Source organism: Microbacterium aquimaris, from assembly GCF_039531285.1.
Classification (GTDB): Bacteria; Actinomycetota; Actinomycetes; order Actinomycetales; family Microbacteriaceae; genus Microbacterium; species Microbacterium aquimaris.
Genome location: NZ_BAAAPT010000002.1, coordinates 556,365 through 582,595 on the forward strand (window position 1 = coordinate 556,365; position 26,231 = coordinate 582,595).

General features: G+C 70.2%; 23 protein-coding genes and 1 pseudogene. 6 read left to right on the forward strand and 18 right to left on the reverse strand.

The window, feature by feature from the left end:
* Positions 1–40: 40 nt before the first annotated feature.
* Positions 41–3,610, reverse strand: coding sequence for a chromosome segregation protein SMC (smc, locus tag ABD204_RS12240; RefSeq protein ID WP_194424611.1), 3,570 nt, complete (start codon positions 3,608–3,610; stop codon positions 41–43).
* A 258-nt stretch (positions 3,611–3,868) separates the two neighbouring features.
* Here smc and ABD204_RS12245 point away from each other — a divergent pair, with 258 nt between their 5' ends.
* A complete protein-coding gene (locus tag ABD204_RS12245) occupies positions 3,869–4,975 on the forward strand; it encodes a GNAT family N-acetyltransferase (RefSeq protein WP_194424610.1) in 1,107 nt (368 codons plus the stop codon).
* Between the two features lie 3 nt (positions 4,976–4,978).
* Here the strand turns inward: ABD204_RS12245 and mutM are convergent, their stop codons facing one another.
* From mutM to ABD204_RS12275, 7 genes and pseudogenes are all read right to left on the reverse strand, one after another.
* Positions 4,979–5,884 carry a bifunctional DNA-formamidopyrimidine glycosylase/DNA-(apurinic or apyrimidinic site) lyase gene (mutM, locus tag ABD204_RS12250; protein WP_194424609.1) on the reverse strand — a complete coding sequence of 302 codons (906 nt, stop codon included), beginning with the start codon at positions 5,882–5,884 and terminating at the stop codon, positions 4,979–4,981.
* A complete protein-coding gene (rnc, locus tag ABD204_RS12255) occupies positions 5,877–6,590 on the reverse strand; it encodes a ribonuclease III (protein WP_194424608.1) in 714 nt (237 codons plus the stop codon). Before rnc ends, mutM begins: the two co-directional genes overlap by 8 nt.
* 19 nt (positions 6,591–6,609) lie before the next feature.
* Positions 6,610–6,819 carry a 50S ribosomal protein L32 gene (rpmF, locus tag ABD204_RS12260; protein ID WP_045297913.1) on the reverse strand — a complete coding sequence of 70 codons (210 nt, stop codon included), beginning with the start codon at positions 6,817–6,819 and terminating at the stop codon, positions 6,610–6,612.
* Positions 6,820–6,858: 39 nt separating this feature from the next.
* Positions 6,859–7,332, reverse strand: coding sequence for a YceD family protein (locus tag ABD204_RS12265; protein WP_194425009.1), 474 nt, complete (start codon positions 7,330–7,332; stop codon positions 6,859–6,861).
* A 117-nt stretch (positions 7,333–7,449) separates the two neighbouring features.
* Positions 7,450–7,947, reverse strand: a complete 498-nt coding sequence (gene coaD / locus ABD204_RS12270; RefSeq protein ID WP_194424607.1) for a pantetheine-phosphate adenylyltransferase — start codon at positions 7,945–7,947, stop codon at positions 7,450–7,452.
* A gap of 28 nt (positions 7,948–7,975) precedes the next feature.
* Positions 7,976–8,197 carry a hypothetical protein gene (locus ABD204_RS14110; protein WP_409264001.1) on the reverse strand — a complete coding sequence of 74 codons (222 nt, stop codon included), beginning with the start codon at positions 8,195–8,197 and terminating at the stop codon, positions 7,976–7,978.
* 129 nt (positions 8,198–8,326) lie between these two features.
* Positions 8,327–10,141, reverse strand: a pseudogene (locus tag ABD204_RS12275) (ATP-dependent DNA helicase RecG); the annotation flags it as partial.
* A 52-nt stretch (positions 10,142–10,193) separates the two neighbouring features.
* Between ABD204_RS12275 and ABD204_RS12280 the strand changes: the two are divergent.
* Positions 10,194–10,754, forward strand: a complete 561-nt coding sequence (locus ABD204_RS12280) for an RsmD family RNA methyltransferase (RefSeq protein ID WP_194424605.1) — start codon at positions 10,194–10,196, stop codon at positions 10,752–10,754.
* A gap of 21 nt (positions 10,755–10,775) precedes the next feature.
* Here the strand turns inward: ABD204_RS12280 and thiL are convergent, their stop codons facing one another.
* Positions 10,776–11,756 (reverse strand): thiamine-phosphate kinase, encoded by a 981-nt coding sequence (gene thiL / locus ABD204_RS12285; RefSeq protein WP_194424604.1) that lies wholly within the window; start codon positions 11,754–11,756, stop codon positions 10,776–10,778.
* A gap of 52 nt (positions 11,757–11,808) precedes the next feature.
* On the opposite strand from thiL, the gene ABD204_RS12290 reads away from it, so the two are divergent.
* Entirely contained in the window at positions 11,809–12,297 is a 489-nt protein-coding gene (locus tag ABD204_RS12290; RefSeq protein WP_322597600.1) for a DUF3515 family protein, read from the forward strand.
* 11 nt (positions 12,298–12,308) lie between these two features.
* On the opposite strand, the gene ABD204_RS12295 is transcribed toward ABD204_RS12290, so the two are convergent.
* The 7 genes from ABD204_RS12295 to ABD204_RS12325 all read right to left on the reverse strand — a co-directional run bounded on the left by ABD204_RS12295 (position 12,309) and on the right by ABD204_RS12325 (position 19,992).
* Complete coding sequence (locus tag ABD204_RS12295; RefSeq protein ID WP_194424603.1) at positions 12,309–13,391, reverse strand: D-alanine--D-alanine ligase family protein; 1,083 nt, start codon at positions 13,389–13,391, stop codon at positions 12,309–12,311.
* Positions 13,297–14,427 carry an NAD(P)H-dependent glycerol-3-phosphate dehydrogenase gene (locus ABD204_RS12300; protein WP_206697373.1) on the reverse strand — a complete coding sequence of 377 codons (1,131 nt, stop codon included), beginning with the start codon at positions 14,425–14,427 and terminating at the stop codon, positions 13,297–13,299. Before ABD204_RS12300 ends, ABD204_RS12295 begins: the two co-directional genes overlap by 95 nt.
* Positions 14,417–15,178: a lysophospholipid acyltransferase family protein gene (locus ABD204_RS12305; protein WP_194424602.1), complete on the reverse strand. Its 762-nt coding sequence runs from the start codon at positions 15,176–15,178 to the stop codon at positions 14,417–14,419. The genes ABD204_RS12300 and ABD204_RS12305 overlap by 11 nt, the downstream gene beginning before the upstream one ends.
* A 4-nt stretch (positions 15,179–15,182) precedes the next feature.
* Positions 15,183–16,553, reverse strand: coding sequence for a UDP-N-acetylglucosamine 1-carboxyvinyltransferase (gene murA, locus ABD204_RS12310; protein ID WP_194424601.1), 1,371 nt, complete (start codon positions 16,551–16,553; stop codon positions 15,183–15,185).
* Between the two features lie 68 nt (positions 16,554–16,621).
* Complete coding sequence (leuD, locus tag ABD204_RS12315) at positions 16,622–17,218, reverse strand: 3-isopropylmalate dehydratase small subunit (protein WP_194424600.1); 597 nt, start codon at positions 17,216–17,218, stop codon at positions 16,622–16,624.
* Position 17,219: 1 nt separating this feature from the next.
* Positions 17,220–18,704, reverse strand: coding sequence for a 3-isopropylmalate dehydratase large subunit (gene leuC / locus ABD204_RS12320; protein WP_194424599.1), 1,485 nt, complete (start codon positions 18,702–18,704; stop codon positions 17,220–17,222).
* Positions 18,705–18,870: 166 nt separating this feature from the next.
* Positions 18,871–19,992 (reverse strand): TerC family protein, encoded by a 1,122-nt coding sequence (locus ABD204_RS12325; protein ID WP_194424598.1) that lies wholly within the window; start codon positions 19,990–19,992, stop codon positions 18,871–18,873.
* A 248-nt stretch (positions 19,993–20,240) separates the two neighbouring features.
* Between ABD204_RS12325 and ABD204_RS12330 the strand changes: the two genes are divergently transcribed.
* The gene (locus ABD204_RS12330; protein WP_194424597.1) at positions 20,241–20,798 is read left to right on the forward strand and encodes an RNA polymerase sigma factor; all 558 of its coding nucleotides are present in this window, start codon (positions 20,241–20,243) and stop codon (positions 20,796–20,798) included.
* Positions 20,795–21,952 (forward strand): DUF4349 domain-containing protein, encoded by a 1,158-nt coding sequence (locus ABD204_RS12335; protein WP_194424596.1) that lies wholly within the window; start codon positions 20,795–20,797, stop codon positions 21,950–21,952. The genes ABD204_RS12330 and ABD204_RS12335 overlap by 4 nt, the downstream gene beginning before the upstream one ends.
* Positions 21,953–21,973: 21 nt before the next feature.
* On the opposite strand, the gene ABD204_RS12340 is transcribed toward ABD204_RS12335, so the two are convergent.
* Entirely contained in the window at positions 21,974–22,621 is a 648-nt protein-coding gene (locus tag ABD204_RS12340) for a response regulator (RefSeq protein ID WP_194424595.1), read from the reverse strand.
* Positions 22,609–24,306 (reverse strand): histidine kinase, encoded by a 1,698-nt coding sequence (locus ABD204_RS12345; protein WP_194424594.1) that lies wholly within the window; start codon positions 24,304–24,306, stop codon positions 22,609–22,611. Before ABD204_RS12345 ends, ABD204_RS12340 begins: the two co-directional genes overlap by 13 nt.
* A gap of 139 nt (positions 24,307–24,445) precedes the next feature.
* Between ABD204_RS12345 and ABD204_RS12350 the strand changes: the two genes are divergently transcribed.
* Positions 24,446–26,044 (forward strand): serine hydrolase, encoded by a 1,599-nt coding sequence (locus ABD204_RS12350; RefSeq protein ID WP_194424593.1) that lies wholly within the window; start codon positions 24,446–24,448, stop codon positions 26,042–26,044.
* Positions 26,045–26,231: the final 187 nt, after the last annotated feature.

The window sequence follows — 26,231 nt, forward strand, 5'->3', positions numbered from 1 at the left end:
AAGACGCCGGCCGGAAACGGCAGGGACCCGCGGACGTTCCTCAGACCGCGCTACGCTCGCGCACCCGTTGTCCGACCACCGCAGACACCCCGTCCTGCCGCATGGAGACGCCGTACAGCGCGTCGGCGATCTCCATCGTGCGCTTCTGGTGGGTGATCACGATCAGCTGACTGCTCTCCCGCAGTTGCTCGAACACCCCCAGCAGGCGACCGAGGTTGGCGTCGTCGAGCGCGGCTTCGACCTCGTCGAGGATGTAGAACGGGCTCGGGCGCGCCTTGAAGATCGCCGTCAGCAGCGCGACGGCCGCCAACGACCGCTCTCCGCCCGACAACAACGACAGCCGCTCGATCTTCTTGCCGACCGGTCGAACCGCCACCTCGATGCCCGTCGTGAGCGGCGAGTCGGGGTCGGTCAGCGAGATGCTGCCGGTACCCCCCGGGAACAGGATCGGGAATACCTCGCCGAACGCGACGCGGGTGTCCTCGAACGCGTCGAGGAAGATCGAGCGCATACGTTCGTCGAGCTCCTCGATGATCGTCAACAGGTCCTTGCGTGTGCGGGTGAGATCGTCCAGCTGTTCGACCAGGAACTTGTGGCGCTGCTCGAGGGCCGCGAACTCCTCGAGTGCGAGGGGGTTCACGCGGCCGAGTTGCGCGAGCTTCCGTTCGGCGTCCTGCAATCGGCGCTTCTGCGCGGCACGGTCGTATGCAACAGTAGGAATGTCATCACCGAGGCGCTCCTCCCTCGGGTCGACGCCGTCTGCCTCTGGGGACGACACCAGCGCCGAGTCGTCGGGTATGGCCTGGTCCGGGCCGTATTCCGCAACGAGGATGTCTCCGTCGAGACCGAGCTCGTTCGAGACGCGCTCGAGCAGGCTCGACAGATGGAGCTTCTTCTCGTGGATGGACAGCTCGAGCCCGTGCACGCTCTCGGTGAGCCCGGCGAGACGCTCGCGCGTGGCCGCCTCGGAGCGACGGAGGTCGGCGAGCTCGGCGGTCAGCGCCGTGCGGGCGGATTCCGCCGCCGCGAGCTCCACACGGGCCTGGCTGAGCGATCGGTCCACCGAGTCGAGCACGGCCGGCAACGCCCCGGAGACCCCCTGGGCGAGCTCGCGCTGGGCCCGCCGGATGACGGCGCGGCGCGCGGCCTCCTCCGCGGCGGCGCGCTCGCGCTCGCGCTGCCGCTGCAGCTGCTGCACGCGGTTCTCCCCCGCACGCACGCGTTCTTTCAGCGTCTCGACGTCCAAGCGCGCGCGCATCTCGGTGTCACGGGCCTCTTCGAGCGCGGCGAGCAGCCCGTCACGCGAGGACGCGTCGAGGATGGGTCGGGGAAGCTCCAACGCATGATTGAGCTGATCCCGCGCCGACCGGGCCGACTCTTCGGCCTCTTCGACCGCGGCCTGGGCCTGCCCGAGCCCGGCGGTCAGCCGCTCGCATTCCGCGGCGGCGGACTCGTACCGCACGGTGGCGCGATTCAGCTGCTCGGCGTGCGCGGCGAGCGCGGCGTCGTGCTCGCGCAACGCGGCCAGCGCGGCCTTGGTGTCGGCGCGCGCCTGCGTCAGCCTCGCGGAGGCGTCGGTGAGGGCTTCGCGCAACGTGTCCACCACGAGGGTGATCTCGGCGCGCCGTTCCGCGGCGGCGTCGCGCTCGGCGGCCAGCTCCAGCCGCGAGCGGCCCTGCCCGGAGCCCGCGCGAAGGGTGTGCCCCGTGAACACCTCGCCCTCGCGCGTGACGACGGTCACGAGCGAGGCGGCGCGTTCGTCGAGGACATCGGCGGCGGCCCGTGCCGCATCCAGGTCGTCGGCCACGAGCACATGGGCGAGCACCCGCTTCACCCCGGAGGGCGCGCGGACGACGTCGACCGCGGGACGCATCCCCGCCACGGCCGGCAGGTCGACATCACCGGAGGGGGCATCGGCGACGACGATGTCGACGACCCCGAGATCGCGGCCGCGGAGTGTCGAGGCGAGGGCGAAGGCCGCGTCGCGATCGTCGGCGAGCACACCCTCGGCGAGCGGTCCGAGGACTGCGGCGATCGCCGCCTCGTAGCCGGGCGTGACCTGCACGGCGTCGCCGACGAGTCCGGCGAGCCCGGCGGATCCCTCGGAGAGCAGCTCAGAGGCGGCGTTGCGCACGTCCAACGCACGTGACAGGGCCGCGGTCTGCGCCGTGAGCGCCTCGCCCTCACGCTCGGCGGCGTGGAGCTTGTCACGCAGTTCCGCCACCTCGGCCTCGAGGTCGGCCGCCGTCCGCTGCGCGCGATCATAGGCCGAGGCGTGTTCGTCCGCCGTCGTGGCGGGCACGGACTCGGTGTCGATCCCCGCCAATTCCGCCTCCGCCTCCGCCCGTCGGGCGAGCGCCGCGTCGAGGGCCTTCTGCTGCCGCTCGACCGCGCTGCGCACCGCGGCCAGCGCCGAATCGGCGGCTTCGGCGGTTCCGCGCATGGCGGTGATCTTCATGTCGTGTTCGGAGACGAGCGCGCTCTGCTCGGCGATGTCGGCATCGAGCGCATCGAGCTCCGCGCGCGCCCTGACGACATCGCGTGCCGCCGCCTCCGCGGCGTCCTGCGCGTCACCGAGGCCTGCCGCGATCTCGTCGATCTCGGCTCGCGCGTCGTCGATGACGGCCAGGGTGACCGTCGACGCCTCGGACAGCTCGTTCTGGTCCGGTTCGGCGAGCAGGGCAAGTCGCTGCCCGGCCAGCGCGTAGAGCGACCGCAGACGCTCTTGGACGCGCTCCAGCCCGTGGGTGACGCGTCGGGCCTCGTCGACGGCTTCTGAGCGTTGGTCGGCCTCGAGGTGCGCGATTCGCGCGCGCACGGTGTCGAGCTGCTCCTGCAGTGCGCCCCGCTCGGTATGGCGTTCCTGCTCGGTGCGGGCGAAGCCGTCCAGTTCCGTGCGGAGCGCGACCAGGTCATCGGCCAGCAGGCGCGCCTTCGCATCGCGCACGATCGCGGCGATCGACTGTGCCTCGCGGGCGATCTCGGCTTGTCGCCCGAGAGGCTTCAGCTGGCGACGCAGCTCGCCGGCGAGGTCGCTGAGGCGGGTGAGGTTGGCTTCCATCGCCTCGAGCTTGCGAAGGGTCTTCTCTTTGCGTCTGCGGTGCTTGAGGATTCCGGCGGCCTCCTCGATGAAGCCTCGACGGTCCTCCGGGGAGGCTTGCAGGACCGCGTCCAGACGCCCCTGACCGACGATGACGTGCATCTCCCGCCCCAGACCGGAATCGCTCAGCAGCTCCTGCACATCCAGCAGTCGGCACGATTCGCCGTTGATGGCGTACTCACTGGAGCCGTTGCGGAACAACGTGCGGCGGATGCTCACCTCGGAGTACTCGATCGGTAGAGCACCGTCGCTGTTGTCGATGGTCAGTTGCACTTCGGCGCGACCCAGCGGACCGCGCGTGGCGGTCCCGGCGAAGATGACATCCTCCATCTTGCCGCCGCGGAGGGTCTTGGCGCCCTGCTCGCCCATGACCCAGGCCAGCGCGTCGACGACATTGGACTTGCCGGATCCGTTCGGGCCGACGATGCACGTCACCCCGGGTTCGAGTTCGAAGGTCGTCGGCTGGGCGAACGACTTGAACCCTTTGAGCGTCACGCTCTTCAGGTGCATGGATGCGTCCTCCGGCCTGTCTGGATCACCGATACACGCTACCCGACGCCCGGCGCCGGGCCAGGGCGACAGACGGGCGCGCGGCGGATCCGACACGCCGACCGCACGGTCGATCTCCTTGACGCGCCGCGTGCCGCGCGCTACTGTCCAGATCCGGTCCGAGGGGGTGGTCGCCGATCATGGTCAGGTCCACACGTCGTGCGCCGACCGGCCCCGCCGACATCGCCCTCCCGGTCCGTAGCTGAGGGCGACCGCGCCATGTCCGACGCCACCGATGAGGTCATCCCCCTCGACGACGGCGGCCAGCTGCGCCGCGTCATCATCCCGCGATCGGTCGCGGATGCCGATGCGGCGGACTTCATCGCCACCGTCGAGGCGCGCAACACCGTCTCCCGCGAGATCACGGGCACCGAGGACCATACGCGGACCGCGGCGGAACTGTTGCCGCACTACCGACCGGATGCCTACGAGGTGCGACACCTGTGGCTCGTGCAGGATGCGGCCGGGAACGCGATCGGGCGCGTCGGCGTGGACATCCCTCTCGAGACCGGCTCGACGGTCGCGTATGCGCAGATCGAGCTCGTCCGGGATCGATGGGGGCGCGGCATCGGCACGGCCGCCCACGCGCTCGTGGAGCGGACCGCCCGCGCACACGGCCGCACCGTGCTGCAGTCGTGGGCGGACCACCCCGACGCCCCGGGCGAACGGATCACGCCCCCGACCGGGTACGGCAGCATCCCCCTCGACCACGCGGCTCGGTTCTACCGTCGTCACGGCTACACCCTCGAGCAGATCGAGCGATGCAGCGCCTACGACCTGGCCGCGCCGCGGGAGCATCTGACGGAGCTGATCTCGACCGCCCAGACCGCCGCGACCGGATACCGCGTCGTGCAGTGGATGCTGCCCACGCCGCCGGAGCGCCTCGACGGATACGCGTGGATGAAGTCACGGATGTCCACGGACGTGCCGGCGGCGGCCCTGACCGTCGATGAGGAACGGTGGGATGCGGCACGGGTCCGCCGCCACGACGCACTCTGGGTCGACGGCGGCCATCGGGTGTTGGTCACAGCCGCCGAGCACATCCGGACCGGCGAACTCTGTGCGTTCAACGAGCTGGTACGTGGCGACACGCCGGGGGCGGTGACGTTCCAAGAGGACACCCTTGTGCTCGAGACGCATCGCGGACACCGGCTGGGGATGCTCGTCAAGTGCGCGGGACTCCTGCGGTGGCGGAATATCGCCGCCGACTCCCCCCGCGTGATCACCTACAACGCCGAGGAGAACCGGCCGATGCTCGACATCAATGAGGCCATCGGCTTCGCGCCGATCATGTACGACGGGGCGTGGAAGAAGTCCCTCGTGTGATCGTCATTCGGGGCGTTTCTGACAGCGCGCGCAGAAGTGACTGCTGCGATTGGTGAACGAGACCCGCACGAGGGGATGTCCGCACCGCGGACACGGTTCACCGGTGCGCCCGTAGGCGTTGAGGGAGTGTGCGAAGTAGCCGGCCTGACCGTTGACGTTGACGTATTGCGCGTCGAAGCTCGTCCCGCCTTCGGCGAGGGCTTTCGCGAGCACGTCCCGCACCTCGGCGAGCAGTCTGCGCGCCGCACGCGAGGACAACGACGCTGCGACGATCTCGGGGTGGATCCGAGCCGCCCAGAGCGCCTCGTCGGCGTAGATGTTGCCGATGCCGCTGACGACCGTCTGGTCGAGCAACACCCGTTTGATCGCAGACCGCTTGCGAGTCAGGGCGGCGCGGAACACGCTGTCGTCGAAGAGCGGGTCCAGCGGGTCGCGGGCGATGTGGGCCACCTGGGTCGGTACGGCCGGGTCGTCCCCGCCGGCGCCTGCCGCGCCGTCCGGGGTCGGCACGAGTGTGTCCCACGCGAGGGATCCGAAGGTCCGCTGGTCGGCGAAGACGACCGCGAGCTCACCGTGGTCGGGATGCTGAACATCCAGGCGCACCCGTTCGTGACGTTCCTGCGGGGCGCCGGTGCTGCGCAGCAGGAGTTGACCGCTCATCCCGAGGTGCGCGACCACGCAGACCGGCTCTTCCCCCGGCACCGGGACGAGGGGTAACCAGAGGAACTTCCCCCGACGGACCGCGGCCCGGATCGTGCGTCCGGTCAGCCGCGCCTCGAAGTCGGCACCGGTGCCGGGATGACGCGTGAGCGCACGCTCATCGTGCACCGTCACGCCGCAGACGCGGGCACCGGTCACCGCGGGTGCGAGGCCGGCGCGGACGACCTCGACCTCGGGCAGCTCAGGCACGCGTGTTGAGTTCGCGCCACGCGGTCAGCGCCGCGGCCATCTCGGCCTGCTTCTTGCTGGTGCCGACGCCGGTCGACGCGTGGTCCCCGACGCGGACGACGGCGGTGAAGACGCGATCGTGGTCGGGTCCGGTTGACTCGACCGTGTACACCGGCGCGGGGCGTTCGAGACGCGCGGCGAGCTCCTGCAGACCCGTCTTGGGATCCATCGCGACGCCGTAGCGCTCCGGGTCGTCCAGCAGCGGTTCGACCAGTCGCAGCACGAGAGAGGTCGCGGCGTCGGGTCCGGCCGACAAGTAGGTCGCCCCGATCACCGCCTCCATCGTGTCGGCGAGGATGGAGTCCTTGTCGCGGCCTCCGGTGCGGTCCTCACCGACGCCGAGCCGGAGGTGGTCGCCGAGGGAGATCCCTCGCGCCACCTCGGCCAACGCGACGGTCGAGACGACGCTCGCACGGCGCTTCGCGAGGGAGCCCTCGTCCAGGTCCGGATGACCGGTGTACAGACGGACGGTGACGGCCTGCCCCAGCACGCTGTCTCCGAGGAACTCGAGACGTTCGTTGTGCGGCACCTGGCCGTTCTCGTAAGCCCACGATCGATGCGTGAGCGCGAGTGACAGAAGCTCGGGGTCGATGTCGACCCCGAGCTTCTCGAGAAGGGACGCGTCCGACGCCGTCGAGGACGACGTGCGCGTTGCGCTGTTCGCCACGATCAGCCGGGACGGCGGATCAGACGTCGGCGACCTTGCGGCCCTTGTACTCCAGGAACAGCTCCGTGCCCTGCGAGTCGGTGACGACCTTCGCCTGGTGCGGGCGGCTGTAGACGGTCTTGCCGTTCTCGACGGTCTTGACGAGCGTGGGGGCCTCCGCCTTCCACTGCGCGCGACGCGAGCGGGTGTTGGAACGGGAGACCTTCCGCTTCGGGGGGTTACCTGCCATGGCTGACTCTCTTCTGTGTTCTCGCCGACCCGTCCGACCTCACGGGCGTGACGTGTCGTCGTGGTCTGTGGTGTAGTCCTGCAGCGCGGCCCAGCGCGGATCGATGGGAGCGGGCTGCTCCTGAACCGTGCGCCCTGTCAGCTTCTCGCCCGTCTCCGGGTCGATCCCGGGGCAATCCGGCTGACACACCGGCTGGAACGGAAGCGACAAGACGATCGCCTCCCTGACCGGAGTTTCAAGATCCACGTGGTCGTCTTGAACCTCGAAGTCAGTTTGTTCCGATCCAGGATACGCGAAAAGCTCCTGAAACTCGACTTCGACCGGCGCGGACACGTCGGTGAGGCACCGACCGCATACCCCGCGGTAGTCGGTGTCGATCTCCGCGGAGACCAGGATCCCCTCGTGGACGGACTCGAGGCGGACCTCGACCGTGACGGGTTCGCCCTGCGGGATCGTCACGAGGCCCTCGCCCCACTTCTCGGGCGCGGTGACGTCGATCTCGAACTCGCGCATCTCGCCGGGACGATGCGTGATATCACGGACGGGGAGGACGAACGGTCCTTGAGTGTGCTTGACCACGGTCGTCCATGCTACCCGCGCGTCGTCGGGTGCGGGCCGCGCGCAGCGGGGTCAGATCCCGCGGGATCCGGTGTCGAGGAACCGCGCGACCGGACCTGGGACGAAAGGCGACACGTCTCCGCCGAGAGAGGCGACTTGACGCACGAGCGAACTCGAGACCATGGCGTGCGCCGGGTCGGGAAGCAGGAAGACCGTCTCGATCTCGGCGAGGTGACGGTTGACGATCGCCATGGGGGTCTCGTACGCGACGTCGACCTGCGATCGGATGCCCTTCACGAGGACGCCGGCGCCCACATCGACCGCGTAGTCGACCAGGAGGCCGACACTCCACGCCGCGACCACGACATCACCGTCCACATCGGCGTCCGCGATGGACTCCTCCAGCAACGCCAGGCGCTGGGCGATCGGCAGCATCGCCTCCTTGTCGGGGTTGTGCACGACGAGGACGTGGAGCTGGTCGTACAGACCCGCGGCGCGGCGGATCACGTCGAGGTGTCCGAGGGTAGGCGGATCGAAGGAACCCGGGACGACGGCGATCCGGCTGCTCATGGGCCCAGCCTAGCGGTGGATCGGGGCCTCAGTTCTTCGCGAGCGCCGCACGCTCGGCGGTCCCGACCCGCCGTTCGATCGCCTCGACCAGCGCCGGGTGACGTACCAGCGCGGGATCGTCCTCGAGCACGCGCTCGGCGGCGGCACGGGCGTCGGCGATGATGTCGGCATCCGTGATGACCCGCAGCAGCCGCAACGAGGAGCGTGCCCCCGACTGAGCGTCGCCGAGGACGTCGCCCTCGCCGCGCAGCTCGAGGTCGACCTCGGCGAGGGCGAACCCGTCGAGGGTCCGCGCGACCGCTTCGGCGCGCGCCCGCGACGGGGTCCCCGCCTCGGCCTCGGTCACCAGGAGGCACAGTCCCGGGACACCGCCACGGCCGACGCGGCCACGCAACTGATGCAGCTGGGAGACACCGAACCGGTCGGCCTCGAGGATGACCATCGTCGAGGCGTTCGGCACGTCGACGCCGACCTCGACCACCGTCGTGGCCACGAGCACGTCGACCTCCCCCCGGGCGAAGGCCTGCATGACGGCGTCCTTGTTCTCTGCGGGCATCTTGCCGTGCAGGATCTCCACGCGTATGCCGCTGAACGCCGGATGCCCCGAAAGCAGCTCCGCCACCTGGACGACACCCCATCGCGTGCGCGCCGGCCCGCCCGTCGACGTCGCGTCCGCTTCGGGCGCATCCGCCCCATCGGTGGTGGCCCCCGAGGCGGCATCGGCGTCGATGGCGGGGCACACCACGAAAGCCTGGCGTCCCTGTGCGACCTCTTCGGCGACGCGGTCCCACACGCGGGCGAACCACGACGGCCGCTCCGCCAACGGCGCCACGTGGGTCGAGATCCCGGCGCGGCCGGTGGGCATCGTGCGGATGGTCGACACGTCGAGGTCGCCGAAGACCGTCATCGCGACGGTGCGCGGGATGGGGGTGGCCGTGAGCACGAGTGCGTGTGGCGCGCTCCCCTTGGCCCGCAGCGACTCCCGCTGGTCCACGCCGAACCGGTGCTGCTCGTCCACGACGACGAGGCCGAGGTCGGCGAACGTGGTCGTCTCGCTGAGGAGCGCGTGGGTGCCCACGACGATGAGCGACTGGCCGGAGGCGACGCGCAGGGCCGCCTTACGTCGTTCGGCCGCGCTCATCTGGCCGGTCAGGAGTGTCGGCATCAATGCCGGGGCCAGTTCCGGCCCCAGCATGCGCGTGATCGAACGCAGGTGCTGGGCCGCGAGGACCTCCGTCGGGGCGATGAGGGCGGATTGTCCGCCGTTCTGCGCGACCTGCAGCATCGCGCGCAACGCCACGAGGGTCTTCCCCGATCCCACCTCGCCCTGCACGAGTCGGTTCATCGGCCACCGGCCACCCAGATCCGCACGGATCCGCTCCCCCACCTCGGCCTGGTCCGGTGTCAGCTCGAACGGCAGACGCGCGTCGAACCGTTCCAACAGCGCACCGGGCTCGCGCGCGGTGGCGGCGAGGGAGCGCACGAACTGTCGCTGCTGCAGCAACGCGGCCTGAAGCACGAACGCCTCGTGCCACCGGAGCGTGTGTCGCGCCGGCGGGAGTTGCTCCTCGGTCTCGGGCCGGTGGAGGTTCTCGATGGCCGTGCGCAGGGGGAGCAGGCCTTCGCGCGCGCGGATCGATTCGGGCAGCGGATCTTCGATCGGGTCCAACACGTCCAGCGCGTGCCGGACGAGCTTGGTGATCTGCCAGCTGGTGAGCGAGGCGGTGGCCGGGTAGATGGGGATCGGCTGGCGCGCCATGGTCTCGGCGGAGGACCGCGCCGTCTCGACGTCTTCGAAGAGCTCGTAGTCGGGATGGGCGAGCTGCTTGGTGTGGCGGTATTGCCCCACCTTGCCCGCGAAGGTGCCGCGCCGCCCCGGCTGGAGTTCCTTCATGCGCCAGCTCTGGTTGAAGAACGTCAGCGACAGCTCTCCGTTTCCGTCGCTGATGACCACCTCGAGCAGGCTGCCCTTGCGGTTGCGCATGCGACGTTCGTTCACCGTACGCACCTCGGCCACGATCGTGACCGGTTCGCCGACCGGGAGGGAAGCGATCGGTGTGAGTTCACCGCGCCGGGCGTAGCGGCGCGGATAGTGCCCGAGCAGGTCGCCGACGGTCTTCATCCCGAACGCGCGCTCGAGCGTCTTGGCCGCGGTGCCGACGACGCCGTCGAGGCGCGAATCGAGCGTGGGCATGTGAGAAGTCTAGGCACGGCCGCCGACGTCGTCGGCTTTGTAAGGTGGAGCGGTGACCCGCATCATCGCCGGACGCGCCGGTTCGCTCGCGTTGGACGTGCCCGGCACCGGCACCCGCCCCACCTCCGACCGCGTGCGCGAGTCGATCGTGGGCGCCCTCGAGGCCGCGGGAGCCGTCACCGGCGCCGCCGTCCTCGATCTCTACGCCGGCTCGGGGGCGCTCGGCCTGGAGTGCCTCTCGCGCGGTGCCGCGTCGGTCGATCTGGTGGAAAAGGCGCCCCGCGCGGCCGCCGTGGCCGGGCGCAACGCCGAGCGGGTCGGCGCCGCCCTGGGCGGTCCGACCCCGCGGGTGCACCGCGCCGCCGCCGACACCTTCCTGCGCGGCACGTCGCTGCGGTTCGACCTGGTCTTCCTGGATCCGCCGTACGACCTCGGCGACGCCGAGCTGGCGGCGACCCTCACCCTCGTCGGGGAGGTCCTGTCCGCCGACGCCGACGTCGTGATCGAACGCGCGACACGCTCGGGGGAACCTTCCCTCCCTGCGGGCCTGGCGATGGACAGGTCCCGTCGCTACGGCGACACCACCGTGTGGTGGGCCCGCACGCGCGCCTGAACCGGACCCGATCCCCCGCGCTCAGCCGCGCCCGGCGTCCCAATCGGCGTAGGGGTCCCACCCGCCGCGGCCACGCGGCGCCGCACCGTCGACCTGCACCACACCCCGCCCTGTGGCGGTCACCCGGCCGATGGCGCGGAAGGGGTCGGGCAGGACCACATCGGGTGGGAAGGTCGCGAGGAGTGCGTGATCCTCCCCTCCCGACAACGCCGGCTCGGGACCGAGGGCCGCCGCGTCCAGGTCGATGACGACCTCCGATGCGACCGCCATCCGCGTCGCGTCGAGCACGAGACCGTCCGAGACGTCCATCATCGCCGTGGCGCCCGCGCGGGCGGCCGTCACCCCGGCGGCGATCGGCGGGACCGGACGCAGCTGTCGCGACAGGTCGGCGCGTTCGGCGTCGTCGAGCGCGCCCGGGTCGACTGCGACGGGAGAACCCGCCGCGTCGCGGAAGCGCTCGAACAGCAGCGCGAGCCCCCGCGCGGCCGGACCGAGTTCGCCGGCGACGGCGACGACATCCCCCGGCCGCGCGCCGCCTCGACGCACCGGTCGACCTCCATCCAACGATCCCAGCGCGGTGACCGCGATGGTCAGCGTGTCCGACGCGGTGAGGTCGCCGCCGGCCACGCGGCAGCCCGGCGCGAGAGCGTCACACGCGGCGCGGAGCCCGTCGGCGAGCGCTTCGACCGTGTCGATCGGGGTGTCGTCGGGCATCGCGAGGGCGACCAGCAGCGCCACCGGACGCGCTCCCATCGCCGCGACGTCGGCGAGGTTCACCGCGGCCGCCTTCCACCCGAGGTCGTACCCACCCGACCAGGCGAGGCGGAAGTCGGGGCCGTGGACCAGCGTGTCGGTCGTGGCCACGACCCGAGGGTCGGTCAAGGCCAGGACGGCGGCGTCGTCGCCGGGTCCGACCAGCGCGTCGGAGGGGCCGATGCGGTCGAGGATCCGCGCGAGGACCTGTGCCTCGCCCAGCTCACCCACGGTACGGGAGTCGGTCATCCCTCCACGCTATCGGCGGCGCGCTCCAAGGAACGCCGGGTAGCGTGGACGGGTGATCCTCCCCCGACTCCCGCGCCGTACCCGTCTGGCGGCCGCGGTGATCGTGCCGGTCGCCGCGGCCCTGCTCGCGGGGTGCTCCTCGACGGTCGCCCTCGACCCCGCGGCGGATGCCGACGACCCGCTGTGCGCGGACATCATCGTGCGCCTGCCGGACGCGCTGGACGGACAGGACCGACGGTGGACCGACGCGCAGGCGACGGGAGCGTGGGGCGACCCCTCCGCGGTCCTGCTGACCTGCGGCGTCACGCCACCGGGGCCGACCGAGGCCCAGTGCATCACCATCGGCGGCGTCGACTGGATCGTCGACGATTCGCAGGCCCCGACCTATCTGATCACCAGCTACGGCCGGACACCGGCGGTGGAGGTCTTCGTCGACAACGAGGCCGTCTCGCCCAACGAGGTGCTCGGCTCGCTCGGGCCGCTGGTCGAGCAGCTCCCCGCCGATGCGTACTGCACCACCACCGACACCCTGCTGCCCTGAGGGGCGGGCGGTCAGCGTTCGCGTGCGCCGTCGATCAGTTCCGAGATGAGGTCGGTGTAGGTCATCCCCGTCGCGATCCAGCACTTGGGGAACATCGAGATCGGGGTGAAGCCGGGCATCGTGTTGACCTCGTTGACGTAGAACTCGGTGCCGGTGAAGAAGAAATCGACACGGGCGAGACCCTCACCGCCGACGGCCTCGAAGGCGCGGGCGGCGACCCGTCGCATCTCGGCGAGCTCGCCGTCGTGGAGCTCGGCGGGGCACACCAGATCGATGCCCGGCGCGCCGAGGTACTTCGCCTCGAAGTCGTAGAAATCGCGCCCGGAGATGACGATCTCACCCGGCAGGCTCACACGCGGCGGTCCCCCCTCACGCCCGGGGAGCACCCCGCACTCGATCTCGCGCCCCGACACGGCCTGCTCGACGAGCACCGTGTCGTCCTCGTCGAAAGCCACCTCCAGGGCGGCCTCCAGAGCGGACATCTCGGCGACCTTGGTCACGCCGACGCTGGATCCGGCGCGCGCGGGCTTGACGAACACCGGCAGCCCCAGCGCGCGTACCCGGTGCTCGATCTGAGCACGATCGCGCGCGAGGTCGGCGCGCGTGAGGGTCACCCACGGTACGACGGGCACACCGGCGGCCATCAGCACGCTCTTGGTGGCGTGCTTGTCCATGCCGATCGCCGACATCAAGATCCCCGCACCCGCATAGGGGATCCCGAGCAATTCGAGGAACCCCTGGACCGTGCCGTCCTCGCCGAATCGCCCGTGAAGGATCGGCAACACGACATCGACCGGCCCGAGCGAGCGTTCGCCGTCGGTGTCGCGTACCCGCAGCTCGCGGCTGTCCACGGAGTCCGGCCAGACGATGCGCGTGCCGTTGTCGACCACCTCGGGCATGCTGCCCGGGTCGAGCGCGAACTTGTCCGGGTCGTCGTCCTCGAGCACGTAGGCACCGGACCGGGTGATCCCCACCGGGATCACGTCGAAGCGGTCGCGGTCAATCGCGCGGAGGACGCCGCCCGCCGTCGCGGAGCTGATCGAGTGCTCGCTGGAGCGACCGCCAAAGAGCACCGCCACCGCCCGCTTGTCCATTCTGGGTCCTCTCCCCCTGGGGGTCCTCGTCGTCGGTCGTCAGATGCGGCGCGATCTCCCGCGGGTCCATCGTCCCATCGAGCACGCGTTTGACCTGCTCGACGATGGGCATCTGGATGCCGGCCTCGCGGGCCAGCTGCAGCACCGGCGCCACCGAGGCGAGGCCTTCGGCGGTCTGTTCCATCTGCTTGACCACGTCCTGGAAGCTGTAGCCCTGCCCGAGCAGGCGACCGGCGGTGTTGTTGCGGCTGAGGGGCGACTGGCAGGTCGCGATGAGGTCGCCGAGCCCGGCCAGTCCCTGAAGGGTCTCGGGCTGGGCCCCCTGGGCGACGGCGAAATCGGTCATCTCGACCAGGCCCCGCGTGATGATCGAGGCCTTGGTGTTCTCGCCGTAACCGACCCCGTCGACGATGCCGATCGCGACGGCGATGAGGTTCTTGAGCACCCCGCCGAACTCGGTGCCGATGACGTCGGTGTTCACGAAGCTGCGGAAGTAGCGGTTGCGTGAGCGCCGTGCGACGGCGTCGGCGGTCTCCTGGCTGATGGAGGAGATCACCGCGGCCGTGGGTTGCTCGCGCGCGATCTCGAGAGCGAGGTTCGGGCCCGACGCGACGGCGATGCGCGCGGGGTCACACCGCAACTCCTGCTCGATCACCTCGCTCATGCGCAGACCGCTGCGTCGCTCCACGCCCTTCATGAGCGAGACGATCGGCACGTCGGTGGCGGCCACGAGAGGCCGAAGCGCCTTGAGGTTCTGCCGCGCGGACTGGCTCGGGATCGAAAGGTAGATCTGCTCCGCCCCTTCGACCGCCTCGGAGAGGTGGGCCGTGGCGCTCATCTCGCGCGGAAGGTTGATCCCCGCCAGGTACTGGCTGTTGCGCTTGGCCTCGTCGATCTCGTGGGCGAGCTCGGCGCGGCGTGCCCACATGGTCACGTGGGCTCCCCCGTCGGCGAGGATCTTGCCGAATGTCGTGCCCCAGCTGCCGGCGCCGATCACCGTCACCCGCGGCAGCGACGCGTCGTGTCTACGACTCAAGACGACCGGTCTCCTTCTGTCCGTGCGCGCTCGGGTCCCAGCGTTGCGCGGGAGCAGGCTCGTCGCGTAGCTGCGCCAGCAACTCCGAGATCTCCCCCATCACCGCGTCGGTGGCGGCCACGAACGCGGGCGCATGCCCGTCGTGTGCCTCGTACGCCGACAGGTCGACGGGGTCTCCGACGATCACACGTACGCGTCGCCGTGGGGGCCACAGCTTCAGCTTGCCGTAGCGCGGCAGGATCTGCTGGGTGCCCCACTGCGCCATCGGGATGACCGGGATGCCGCCGCCCATCGCCAGGCGCACCGCGCCGGTCTTTCCGCGCATCGGCCACAGGTCGGGATCACGCGTGAGCGAGCCCTCCGGGTACACGATCACCCCGCGACCCTTCTCGACGATCTCGGTCGAGGCGTCCAAGGTGGCACGGGACGCGGAGGCCGACGCCGAGCGGGCCACCGGGACCATGCCGGTGGCCCGCAGGGCCCACCCCAGCACGGGGACCCGGAACAGGCTCTCCTTGGCCATGAACCGTGGAGCCCGTCCCATCCGCCACGTCGCGACGGCGATGATGAGCGGATCGAACTCGCTGTTGTGGTTCGGCGCGAGGACGTACGCGCCCTCGCGCGGGAGCTTTTCCCCGCCGATGATCTCGATCTTGGCGATCAGGCCCGTCAGGGGGATGATGATCGCCGCGAGCGGCCAGAACACGCTGGGACGCGTCTTCTCCGTCGAGGCGCGTGGACGGGGGCTCACCGGGTCATCCGATGACGTCGTAGTCGGCCCCGAGGGCGTCGAGCTTGGTGAACAGCTTCTCGTACCCGCGCCGGAGGATGTCGACGTTCCGGACGATCGACTCGCCCTCCGCCGCCAGGGCCGCGATGAGATAGCTGTATCCACCGCGGAGGTCCGGGACGACCACGTCGGCACCGTGCAGGGGCGTGGGTCCGTTGATCACGGCGGCCTGCTCGAGAGCACGGCGCGGCACACGACGGTCGGGGGTGTCCAGACCGTCCGGGTGCACGACGATGTCGGCTCCCATCTGGTTGAGGGCCGCCGTGAACCCCAGCCGGTTCTCGTACACCGTCTCGTGCACGATCGAGCGCCCTTCTGCCTGGGTGAGCGCCACGATCAACGGCTGCTGCCAGTCGGTCATGAATCCGGGGTGCACGTCGGTTTCGACCATGACGGGTTTGAGGGAGCCGTCCCGCCGGAACAGGATGCCGTCCTCGTGGACGTCGAACCAACCGCCGGCCTTGCGGAAGACGTTGAGGAAGACGAGCATCTCCTGCTGCTTGGCGCCGCCGACGAAGATCTCCCCGTCGGTGGCCAGCGCCGCACAGGCCCACGAGGCGGCCTCGTTGCGATCGAAGATGCAACGGTGGTCATAGCCACGGAGGGTCTCGACGCCCTCGATGAGGATCACCCGGTTGGGCTCGTAGGAGATGATCGCGCCCATCTTCTGCAGCACGGCGATCAGATCCATGATCTCGGGTTCGATCGCCGCGTTGCGCAACTCGGTCGTCCCCTTGGCACGGACCGCGGTCAGCAGCACCTGCTCGGTGGCGCCGACGCTCGGGTACGGCAGTTCGATCGCCGCGCCGTGCAACCCGTCGGGGGCGGTGATGCGGATGCCCTCGTAGCTCTTGTCCATGACCGCGCCGAAGGCGCGCAACGCATCCATGTGGAAGTTGATCGGACGGTCGCCGATCCGGCATCCGCCCAGATCCGGGATGAGCGCTTCACCGAGAAGGTGCAGCAAAGGTCCGCAGAAGAGGATCGGGATGCGGGAGGCACCGGCGTGGGCGTCGATCTCCTCGAAGTGCGCCGCGACCGCGCCGCGCGGGTCGAAGGTCAGACTCCCCGGTTCGGGCCCCTCCTCGACCGTGACGCCGTGGACCTCGAGGAGCGAGCGCACCACCTGCACGTCGCTGATGTCGGGCACGTCCCGGAGCACGCTGGTCGTCTCCCCGAGCAGCGCGGCGACCATCGCCTTCGTGGCGAGGTTCTTCGCACCCTTCACCTCGACGCGGCCGCGCAAGGGACGGCCGCCGGTGATCCGCAGCGTTTCTCCGGTCATGTGCTTCTCTCCTGACGTGGGCTCGGCCGTGTCGTTGAGAAGTGTCTTCATCCGGTGAACCTCACTTGCATGTTCGAGGGGCGCTTGTCGCCGACTCCTCCGTGGGGAGGAGCCCGGGCTCAACGGACGGGGATCGTCCGCGGCCGCCACGCCTCGCGGCGAGCCTCGAATTCTGCGATTTTGTGTTCGTTCCGCAGGGTGAGCCCGATGTCGTCGAGCCCCTCGAGAAGCCGCCACCTAGTGTAATCGTCGATCTCGAATCCAGCTTCGAGATCGCCGAGTACGGCGGTTCGCGTCTCCAGGTCCACCGTCATCTGCGCACCGGGATCCGCTTCCATCGCGGCCCAGAAGGCCTCGAGCTCCGCCTCGGTGATCACCCCGGTCACCAGCCCCTGCTTGCCGGCGTTCCCCCGGAAGATGTCGGCGAACTTCGTACTCAGCACGACCTTGAACCCGTAGTCGCGCAACGCCCAGACGGCGTGCTCGCGGCTCGATCCGGTGCCGAAGTCGGGGCCGGCCACGAGGATCGACGCCGACGCGTACGCGGGCTGGTTCAAGATGAAGTCGGGGTCCTGACGCCAGTTGGCGAACAGCGCGTCCTCGAAACCGGTCTTGGTGACCCGCTTGAGGTACACGGCGGGGATGATCTGGTCGGTGTCGACGGCCGAACGGCGCAGCGGGGCGGCGACGCCGGTGTGGGTGGTGAAGCTGTCCATGTCAGGCCTCCGCTCCGGTGGTCGCGGGCACGTTCTCGGCCGCGGGTTCGAGATCAGAGGGGCTGGACAGGGTCCCGCGGACGGCCGTCGCGGCCGCCACCAGGGGCGAGACCAGGTGGGTGCGGCCCCCCTTGCCCTGCCGGCCCTCGAAGTTGCGGTTGCTCGTGGAGGCACACCGCTCCCCCGGGCTCAGCTGGTCGGGGTTCATGCCCAGACACATCGAGCATCCGGCGAACCGCCACTCCGCCCCGAAGTCGGTGATGATCTTGTCGAGCCCCTCGGCCTCGGCCTCCAGGCGCACGCGCGCCGAACCGGGGACGACCATGACCCGCACACCGGGGGCCTTGGTGCGCCCCTGGATGATCGAGGCGAATTCGCGCAGGTCCTCGATGCGACTGTTGGTGCACGAGCCCATGAAGACGGCGTCGACGGGGATCTCCTTCATCGGCGTGCCGGCCTGCAGATCCATGTAGTCCAGCGCACGCTCGGCGGCGACCCGCTCGTTCGGGTCGGAGAACTCCTCCGGCGAAGGCACCCTGTCGTTGAGCGACACGCCCTGGCCGGGATTGGTGCCCCACGTCACGAACGGCTCCAGCTCCGCGGCGTCGAGGAAGACCTCGGCGTCGTAGACGGCGCCCTCATCCGAAGGCAGCGTGCGCCAGTAGGCGACGGCGTCCTCCCAGTCCTGACCGGTCGGGGCGTGGTCGCGTCCCTTCAGGTACGCGAAGGTCGTCTCGTCCGGGGCGACCATTCCGGCGCGGGCACCGGCCTCGATCGACATGTTGCACATCGTCATGCGCCCCTCCATGGAGAGGCTGCGGATGGCGCTGCCGCGGAACTCGAGCACGTAGCCCTGCCCGCCGTTGGTGCCGATCTTCGCGATCACGGCGAGGATGATGTCCTTCGCGGTGACGCCGGGTTTCAGATCGCCCTCGACGGTGATCGCCATGGTCTTGAACGGTTTGAGCGGCAGGGTCTGGGTGGCCAGGACGTGCTCGACCTCGCTTGTGCCGATGCCGAACGCCATCGCGCCGAACGCGCCGTGGGTCGAGGTATGCGAGTCACCGCACACGACGGTGATGCCGGGCATCGTCAGTCCCAGCTGCGGGCCGACCACGTGGACGATGCCCTGCTCCTTGTCGCCCAGCGAGTGCAGACGCACCCCGAACTCCTCGGCGTTGCGTCGCAGGGTTTCGATCTGGGTGCGGCTGGTCGGGTCGGCGATCGGCCGGTGGATCTCGAGGGTCGGGGTGTTGTGGTCCTCGGTGGCGATCGTGTGCTCGAGGCGGCGGACGCGGCGTCCTTCACTGCGCAGACCGTCGAAGGCCTGCGGGCTGGTGACCTCGTGGACCAGGTGCAGGTCGATGTAGATCAGGTCGGGCTGACCGTCTTCGCCCTTGACCACGAGGTGGTCCTCCCAGACCTTCTCGGCCAAGGTCCGGGGGCGGTCCGGGATGACGGACGCGTCGGGTGTGGGTGTGCTCATTGCGTTCTCCTCGGGATGGGGGATCAAGCCCGCGACGAAACTCCGCGACGAGTGAGGCCTGGATTACGAGGACTCGTCGCGGCCGCTAAGGAGAAGGCGAGCGATCCGCACGCTGCCAGGTTACCACCGTGTCGATCGCCGTCGGACGCGTGGGCGCCCGGCCCGATCAGCGGCGATCTTCGTGGGGCGGCTCCACGGTGGGCGGGGTCGCCTTCTCCTCGGCGACCTGTGAGGCGGCTTCCTCCGCACCGGTGGCACCGGTGCCGTCCGGCACCGACGGGACCGATCCTCCGCCGGCGACGGCCGGATGCGGCTGCCTTCCGGCGGCGATGAGGCTTGCCACGGTGGCGACGACCATGGACAGCACGATGACCGCGAGCGAGACCCACGTGGAGATCTCCGGCGCCCACGAGACGTTCTCACCGCCGTTGATGAAGGGCAACTCGTTCACGTGCAGGGCGTGCAGGAACAGCTTCACCCCGATGAAGGCGAGGATGAAGGCGATGCCGTAGTGGAGGTATTTGAGTCGGTCGAGGAGGCCGCCGAGGAGGAAGTACAGCTGGCGCAGCCCCATGAGGGCGAACAGATTCGCGGTGAACACGATGAACGCGCTCTGGGTGATGCCGAAGATCGCGGGTATCGAGTCGATCGCGAAGACGAGGTCGGTGAAGCCGATCGCGACGAAGACGAGGATCATCGGCGTCCACACCTTCTTGCCCGCCACCACCGTGCGCAGCTTGGGTCCGTCGTACGTGTCGGCGATGTTGACGAAGCGGCGCATGAAGCGCACCAGGCCGGTCTCTGTCTGCGCGTCCTCCTCGTGCTTGCCCGGGAACGCCTGCCGCCAGGCGGTGTAGACGAGGAAGAGTCCGAAGACGTAGAAGACCCAACTGAGGTTCTCGATGAGCACCGCACCGAGCATGATGAAGATCGCCCGGAGGACCAGGGCGATGATGATCCCGACCATCAGGACTTCCTGCTGGTAGCGGCGCGGGACCGCGAACTGGCTCATGAGGAGGACGAAGACGAACAGGTTGTCCACCGAGAGGCTGTACTCGGTCAACCATCCGGCGACGAACTCGCCCATCGCGTCGTGGCTTCCGGTCACCCACAGCAACACCGCGGCGAACACCAGTGCCAGGCTCACGTAGAACACCACCCACAGCGTCGCTTCGCGCATCGAGGGGATGTGCGGCCGCTTGAGGATCAGCAGCAGGTCGGCGATCAGGATGAGCACCAGCACCGACAGTGCCGCGATCTGGAACCACGTGGGGATCTCGTAACCCATGGGGGCCTTTCGAAGGGGAGGACGAATCACCGAAAGTCTCTCCCCCGCTCACGCGGCGCGCGCCCGGGGTCGGCGAGGACCCGTGATGACGGACACGCGAGGACGGGATACTCCCTCTCGCGCGCCCCACGATACCCGCCCGCCGACGGCGGACCGGACCCATGTGAGACGATCACGCCCGTGCCGACACTTTCCCGGTGAAGGCCCCCGGCCCCGAAGGAGCCAGACCGCATGACCCCCATGCCCCGATGAACACCGCGCCCGCGTCGACCGATGCCGCGCTCGTCGCCCGTGCCGCGAGCGGCAGCGAGCACGCGTTCCGCGCGCTGTACCGCTCCTACGCCACGCCGCTGTACCGGGTCGCCTACGCCCTCCTGGGGGACGCGGCCGACGCCGAGGACGTGCTCCAGGAGACGTTCCTGGTCGCCTGGCGCAAGCTGCCGACGCTACGGCTGGCAGGTGAGTCGCTGCTTCCCTGGCTGGTCACGATCTGCCGGTTGCAGTCGGCGAACCGGATGCGCGCGCAGCGCCGCGACCGCGAGCACCGGAGCGACCTGACCGATGCCGTTCCCGCGGGAACCGACGTGGAGCAGCAGGTGATCGGCGCCGACCTCGCCCGACGCATCGGCGACGAGGTGGAGGGGCTCGGCGACCTGGACCGCGGCATCTTCCTGCTGTGCGCCGTCGACGGGCTCGACTACGCCGCCGCCGCGGCGCGATTGGGTGTGACCCACGGGGTGGTCCGCAATCGTCTGTCCCGCATCCGCTCTCGGCTGCGGACGACCGTGAAGGAGAACTCGCCATGACCTCGAACGAGCCGTTGCCGGACCTGTCGGAGAAGAGCCTGGACCGCATCGAGGCCTCGGTGTTCACCGGGATCGCCGATGACCGTGCACGCCGGCGCACCCGCCGGGCGCGCTGGTGGGCGGGCGGCACCGCGGCCGTGGCCGTGGTGGCCGTCGCCGCGGTCATCGGTCCCGCCGTGGTGACCGCCACGACACCCTCCGCCGGGGACGGTGCGGTGATCGCGGGTGAGGCGGTGGAGCGGACCGAGGAGGAGCTGGGAGACCTCTCGAGCGACGGGGCGTCCGATTCCGGCTTGGCCGACGCGGACGCGGCGATGTCTCAGATCGTCGGTGAGGTCGACCGCGATGTCGTCACCTCGGCATCGGCGACCCTCGACGTCGAGGACGTGGCCGTCGCCGCCGACGCGGTCGCCGAGAACGCCCGCGCACGCGGCGGCTGGGTCGAGACGTTGACGATCACGCGAGAAGGCGCCGCAGACGGTGCGGAAGGCCCGTCCGACGACCCCGCCACCTCCGGAATCGTGGACACATCGTTCCCCTTCCCGTCCGCCCCCGGGTCGTGGATCACCGTGCGCGTGCCCGCCGATCACCTGGATGCGATGCTGGCGGACCTGTCGGGCATCGGCGAGGTGCGCTCGACCTCGGTCGACGGCTTCGACGTGACCGAGCAGACGATCGACCTGCGTGCACGTATCGAGGCGGCCGAAGCGTCCGTACAGCGGCTGTCCGAGCTGCTGGATGAAGCCGGCGACCTGTCCGACCTCATCGCCGCGGAGGCCGCGCTCGCCGAACGCCAGGCGCTCCTGGAGTCCTACCGCGCGCAATGGGAGGACCTGCAAGAACGCGTCGCCACCTCCACCCTCACCGTCACACTCGTCGAACCGACAGAGCAGGTCGCCGCGGACCCGGCCGGGTTCGCGGACGGTCTGGCCGCCGGCTGGAACGGGCTCATCGCCACCCTGAACGGCATCGTCGTCGGACTCGGGTTCCTCGTGCCGTGGCTGTTCGTCGTCGCGCTGGCCTTCGCCGTCGTCTGGCTCGTGATCGCGCTCGGTCGCCGCCGCCGTTCTCGCCGCGGCCACGCGCGGACAGCCCCCACCGGCGACGGCCCGGAGACCGCCGAACCCGGCGGGAGCAACCCACGCGACGCGTGAGACGTGCCCGGCCGGGGCAGGTCAATGCGTCAGGTAGTGGATGACGGCGAGCACCCGGCGGTGGTCGTCGGCGTCGACGGCCAGCCCGAGCATGTCGTAGATGTTCGAGGTGTGCTGCACGATCGCCTTCTCCGACAAGCCGAGCTCCGCGGCGATCGCACCGTTGCTGCGCCCCTGCGCCATGAGGGCGAGCACCTCGCGCTGCCGAGGCGTCAGCGCTTCCACACCCCCGCCGAGCATGCGGGCCCGCGCGACCATGATCTCGACGACGTCCGGGTCCAACGCCGTACCGCCGCGGGCGACCCGCCGCAGGTCGGCGGTGAAGGTGCGCACGTCGGCGATGCGCTGCTTGAGCAGGTAGCCGATCCCCGCTCCCCCGTCGCGGATCAGCTCCTCGGCGTATCGACGTTGCACGTGTTGCGAGAGCACCACCACCGGCATGGACGGGCGGCGGCGACGGATCCGTGCGGCGGCGACGAGGCCCTCATCGGTGAACGAGGGCGGCATCCGGATGTCGGTGATGACGACGTCGGGCTCGTGCAGGTCTACCGCCGCCTCGAGCTCCGCGGCGTTCGCGGCCACCGCGACCACGTCGAGACCGTCCTGCTGCAGCAGCAGCGCGAGTCCCTGCCGCAGGAGCGCTTCGTCCTCACCGATCACGACGCGCACGGCAGCCGCACCTCCACCCGCGTACCGGCCCCCACGGGCGAGGACAGGAACCATGCGCCGCCCATCGCGTCGACGCGATCGGCGAGTCCGCGCAGGCCACGGCCGTTCTCATCCGCCCCGCCGGTGCCGTCGTCGACGACGGTGATGTGCAGGGTCGGGCCTTCGTGTGACAGCGTCACGGTCGCTCGCTGCGCGTCGGCGTGCTTGACCGCGTTGGCCAGGGCCTCGGCCACGACGAAGTAGGCGGTCGTACCGGTCGCATCCGGCAACGCCCCGTTGTCGATCCGTGCGGAAAGTGCCGTCGGGATCGGCATCCGATCGACGAGGTCTTCGACGGCGGCGACGACGCCGCGCTCCATCAACGGCATCGGTAGGACGTCGTGGACCAGGCGTCGCAGATCGCCCGCCGCTTCGTCGATGCGGCGGCGCAGCGCAGTGGCGGCGTCGGCCACCTCGTCGCCCGCCCCGGGAGTGTGCGCGATCTGCTGCGCCTCGACACCCAGCAGGACGAGCTGAGCCTGCAGTCCGTCGTGGAGGTCCTGGGCGATACGGAAGCGCTCACGGTCGGTGGCCTCGACGATGCGGATGCGGGAGGCGACGACCTCGCGGCGGCTCTGACGGAGCTCGGCGGTCAGGCGGGCCCGGTCGATTGCGACGGCGATGATCCGACCCGCGCGGCGGACCCGCGCCTCGTCGATCTCGGATCGCTTGTCGTACTCGATCGCCCCGACGGGGCGCCCGTCGACGTCGACGACGACGACGCCGCGGTCAGGGTGTGCCGAGACCCGGGCCGGATCGCCGTCCTCGTCGACGAGGACAGCCCCGGAACGCAGCAGCACCCGCAGCGAGGGGTCACCGAGTGTGTCGGCGACCGCATCAGAGAGGGACCCGTCGCCGGGAGACGTCGTCGACAGTCTTTCCCCGAGGTCGGCCAGCTCGCGCGTGGCGGTGAACCCGCCGGAGAGCACACCGATGAGGAAGGCGATCGGAACGCCGAGCAGGAGCAGGAGCTGCAGGCCCGCCCGGAGGACGCCCTGGTCGCTCGGGAGGAGAGCCGGGAGCGCCACCAGCGCCGGGACCGCCACGATCCCATAGGTGTACAGCGGCAGGAGCACACGCCGGGCGCGCCCGTCCGAACGCCGGAGCCGGGCGGCCAGCAAGACGGCGGTGGAGATCATCAAGACCAGCCCCGCCGCGCTCTGCACGATCGCGACGACACCCGCTCCGGTGTTCAGCACGAGCGCCGGAAGGGGGACGAGTATCGCAATCGCGTATGCCGAGAGGGCGAGCGCCATCGGCGCCGCCCCCTTCAATCGCCCGGTCGGGAAGGCCAGCAGCAGGTGCACGATCACCGCGAGCACGGCGGTGGCGAACATGTCGCCCAGTGCCGCCAACGCCGGCACGGGCGCGTTGGCGAGGTTGGCGACGGTCAGCGCCATACCGCCCCACACCAGCAGCATCCCGATCGCGTTGGCGGGGCGGCGCAGCCACGCGATGCCCCCGGCGATGAAGTAGACGACCGCCACGACGGCGAACAACGCGATCGGCACCGCCCCGCTCCCGGCGTCGGGCAACACCATCGCCGACACGACCATCGAGAGCATCGAGCCGAGCACGACGAGGATGCTCAGCGCCCACCACAGTGAGCGGATGGAGGGCGCGCGATAGCGCGTGGGCGTCGACATCCATCCTCCCGGTCATCATCGGCGGATCCGACTATCCTCCCGCATCCGCCCCGTGGGGAATGGACCTGGGTCCATGTCCCTTCCGCACGGGGTCGGCAAGACTGAGGATGCCCCTTTCTGTCTCTATTCGGGAGATCCCATGCCCCGCTTCCTCGCCCCCCTCGCCGGACTCGCCGCTCTGGGGGTCGCCCTCACGGCGTGCGCCCCCGAGTCCGCCGACGGCATCGTCGACGTCGACGTCGCGGCGGCCCCGCCCGCGGACGCGATCGCCGTCGTCGACGGCGACCTCGACGACGCGGTCGCCGACGCCCTCAGCGCCCTTCCGGAGATCATCGAAGCCGACCTCGAGGAGACGGGCGTTCCCGGACTGGCCGTCGCCGTCGTCCATGACGGCGAGGTGGTCTTCTCCGACGGCTACGGGGTGAAGAGCGCGGGTGGCGACGACGCGGTCGATGCCGAGACCGTCTTCCAGATCGCATCGGTGTCGAAGTCGATCTCCTCGACGGCGATCACGGCCGCGATCGCCGAAGGAGCCCTGACCTGGGAGACCCCCGTCTCCTCGCTCCTGCCCGACTTCGCCCTCGCCGACCCTTATGTGACCGAGAACGCCACCGTCGCCGACTACTTCTCCCACCGTTCGGGCCTCGCCACCGGCGCGGGAGACGACCTCGAAGACCTCGGGTACGACCGGGCATACGTGCTGGAACACCTCCAGATGCTCCCGCTGGACGCTTTCCGCTCGACCTACCACTACTCCAACTACGGCATCACCGTCGGTGCCGAGGCGGCCGCTGCCGCCGTGGGGATGCCCTGGGAGGATGCCGTCGAAGAGCTCGTGTACGAGCCGCTCGGGATGACGCACACCAGTTCGCGCTACGACGACTTCCTCGCCCGGGACAACCGCGCCGACATCCACGCCTTCGTCGACGGCGAGTTCCAGCCCGTCTTCACACGAGACCCCGACCCGCAGGCGCCCGCCGGTGGTGTCTCCTCGAACGTGCTCGACCTGGCCGTGTGGATGAACGCCGTACTCGCCGATGGTGAGCACGACGGCGATCAGGTCTTCGACCCGGCCGCCTTGACCGCGGCGACCACGGGCGAAACGGTCTCCGGACACCCGATGGACAACACGTGGCGCACCAGCCTGTACGGCTTCGGGTTCAACGCCGAGTCGGCCGCGGGAGGCCGGACGGTGATCGGCCACTCGGGCGGATTCGTCCTGGGCGCCGCGACGAACATCCGCATGATCCCGAGCCTGGACCTCGGGATCGTCACCCTCACCAACGGTGCGCCCTACGGCCTGCCCGAAGCGGTGAACGCGCAGTTCCTCGATCTCGTGCAATACGGGGAGGTGACCCGCGACTGGGTCACCGACTACCAGAGCGCCGTCGCGAGCCTCACCGCGCCGGCCGGCGACCTGGTCGACGCATCCGCGCCCGGCGACCCCGAGCCCGCCGGTCCTCCGTCCGACTACACGGGGACCTATGGCAACGATTACTTCGGCGCCCTCACCGTCTCCGAACGCGACGGCGCACTGGTGCTGGCCATGGGCCCGGACGGCGACTACACCGTCGAGCTGTCCGCCTGGGACGGGGATGTGTTCTCCTTCGTCCCGACCGGGGAGAACGCGCCCGAGGGCTCCCTGTCGTCGGCGACGTTCACCCGCGGCCCCGCCGGGGTCGACGCCCTCACGCTGGAGTTCTTCGACTCCCAAGGCCTCGGTACCTGGCGACGCTGACCACGCGATCCGCTCGTTGTGGACCTGGGTCTATGTCGTCGCGACTCGGCCCGGACAAGACTTGTCCTGCCCCCGATCGTCCGGGAGGAAGTGCGGCGGATCCTCACGTCACGATCAGAGGATCCACCGCCCGCCCGCGCCCGGTCGTGCCCCCAACGCGGCCGCAACCGGTCCTCCCGCGACGGTC

Coding starts and splice junctions, on each gene's coding strand:
- smc (WP_194424611.1), bottom strand. CDS start 3,610: ATGCACCTGAAGAGCGTGACGCTCAAAGGGTTCAAGTCGTTCGCCCAG.
- ABD204_RS12245 (WP_194424610.1), top strand. CDS start 3,869: ATGTCCGACGCCACCGATGAGGTCATCCCCCTCGACGACGGCGGCCAG.
- rpmF (WP_045297913.1), bottom strand. CDS start 6,819: ATGGCAGGTAACCCCCCGAAGCGGAAGGTCTCCCGTTCCAACACCCGC.
- ABD204_RS12265 (WP_194425009.1), bottom strand. CDS start 7,332: ATGCGCGAGTTCGAGATCGACGTCACCGCGCCCGAGAAGTGGGGCGAG.
- coaD (WP_194424607.1), bottom strand. CDS start 7,947: ATGAGCAGCCGGATCGCCGTCGTCCCGGGTTCCTTCGATCCGCCTACC.
- thiL (WP_194424604.1), bottom strand. CDS start 11,756: ATGACCGACTCCCGTACCGTGGGTGAGCTGGGCGAGGCACAGGTCCTC.
- ABD204_RS12295 (WP_194424603.1), bottom strand. CDS start 13,391: ATGGACAAGCGGGCGGTGGCGGTGCTCTTTGGCGGTCGCTCCAGCGAG.
- murA (WP_194424601.1), bottom strand. CDS start 16,553: ATGAAGACACTTCTCAACGACACGGCCGAGCCCACGTCAGGAGAGAAG.
- leuD (WP_194424600.1), bottom strand. CDS start 17,218: ATGGACAGCTTCACCACCCACACCGGCGTCGCCGCCCCGCTGCGCCGT.
- leuC (WP_194424599.1), bottom strand. CDS start 18,704: ATGAGCACACCCACACCCGACGCGTCCGTCATCCCGGACCGCCCCCGG.
- ABD204_RS12325 (WP_194424598.1), bottom strand. CDS start 19,992: ATGGGTTACGAGATCCCCACGTGGTTCCAGATCGCGGCACTGTCGGTG.
- ABD204_RS12330 (WP_194424597.1), top strand. CDS start 20,241: ATGAACACCGCGCCCGCGTCGACCGATGCCGCGCTCGTCGCCCGTGCC.
- ABD204_RS12335 (WP_194424596.1), top strand. CDS start 20,795: ATGACCTCGAACGAGCCGTTGCCGGACCTGTCGGAGAAGAGCCTGGAC.
- ABD204_RS12345 (WP_194424594.1), bottom strand. CDS start 24,306: ATGTCGACGCCCACGCGCTATCGCGCGCCCTCCATCCGCTCACTGTGG.
- ABD204_RS12350 (WP_194424593.1), top strand. CDS start 24,446: ATGCCCCGCTTCCTCGCCCCCCTCGCCGGACTCGCCGCTCTGGGGGTC.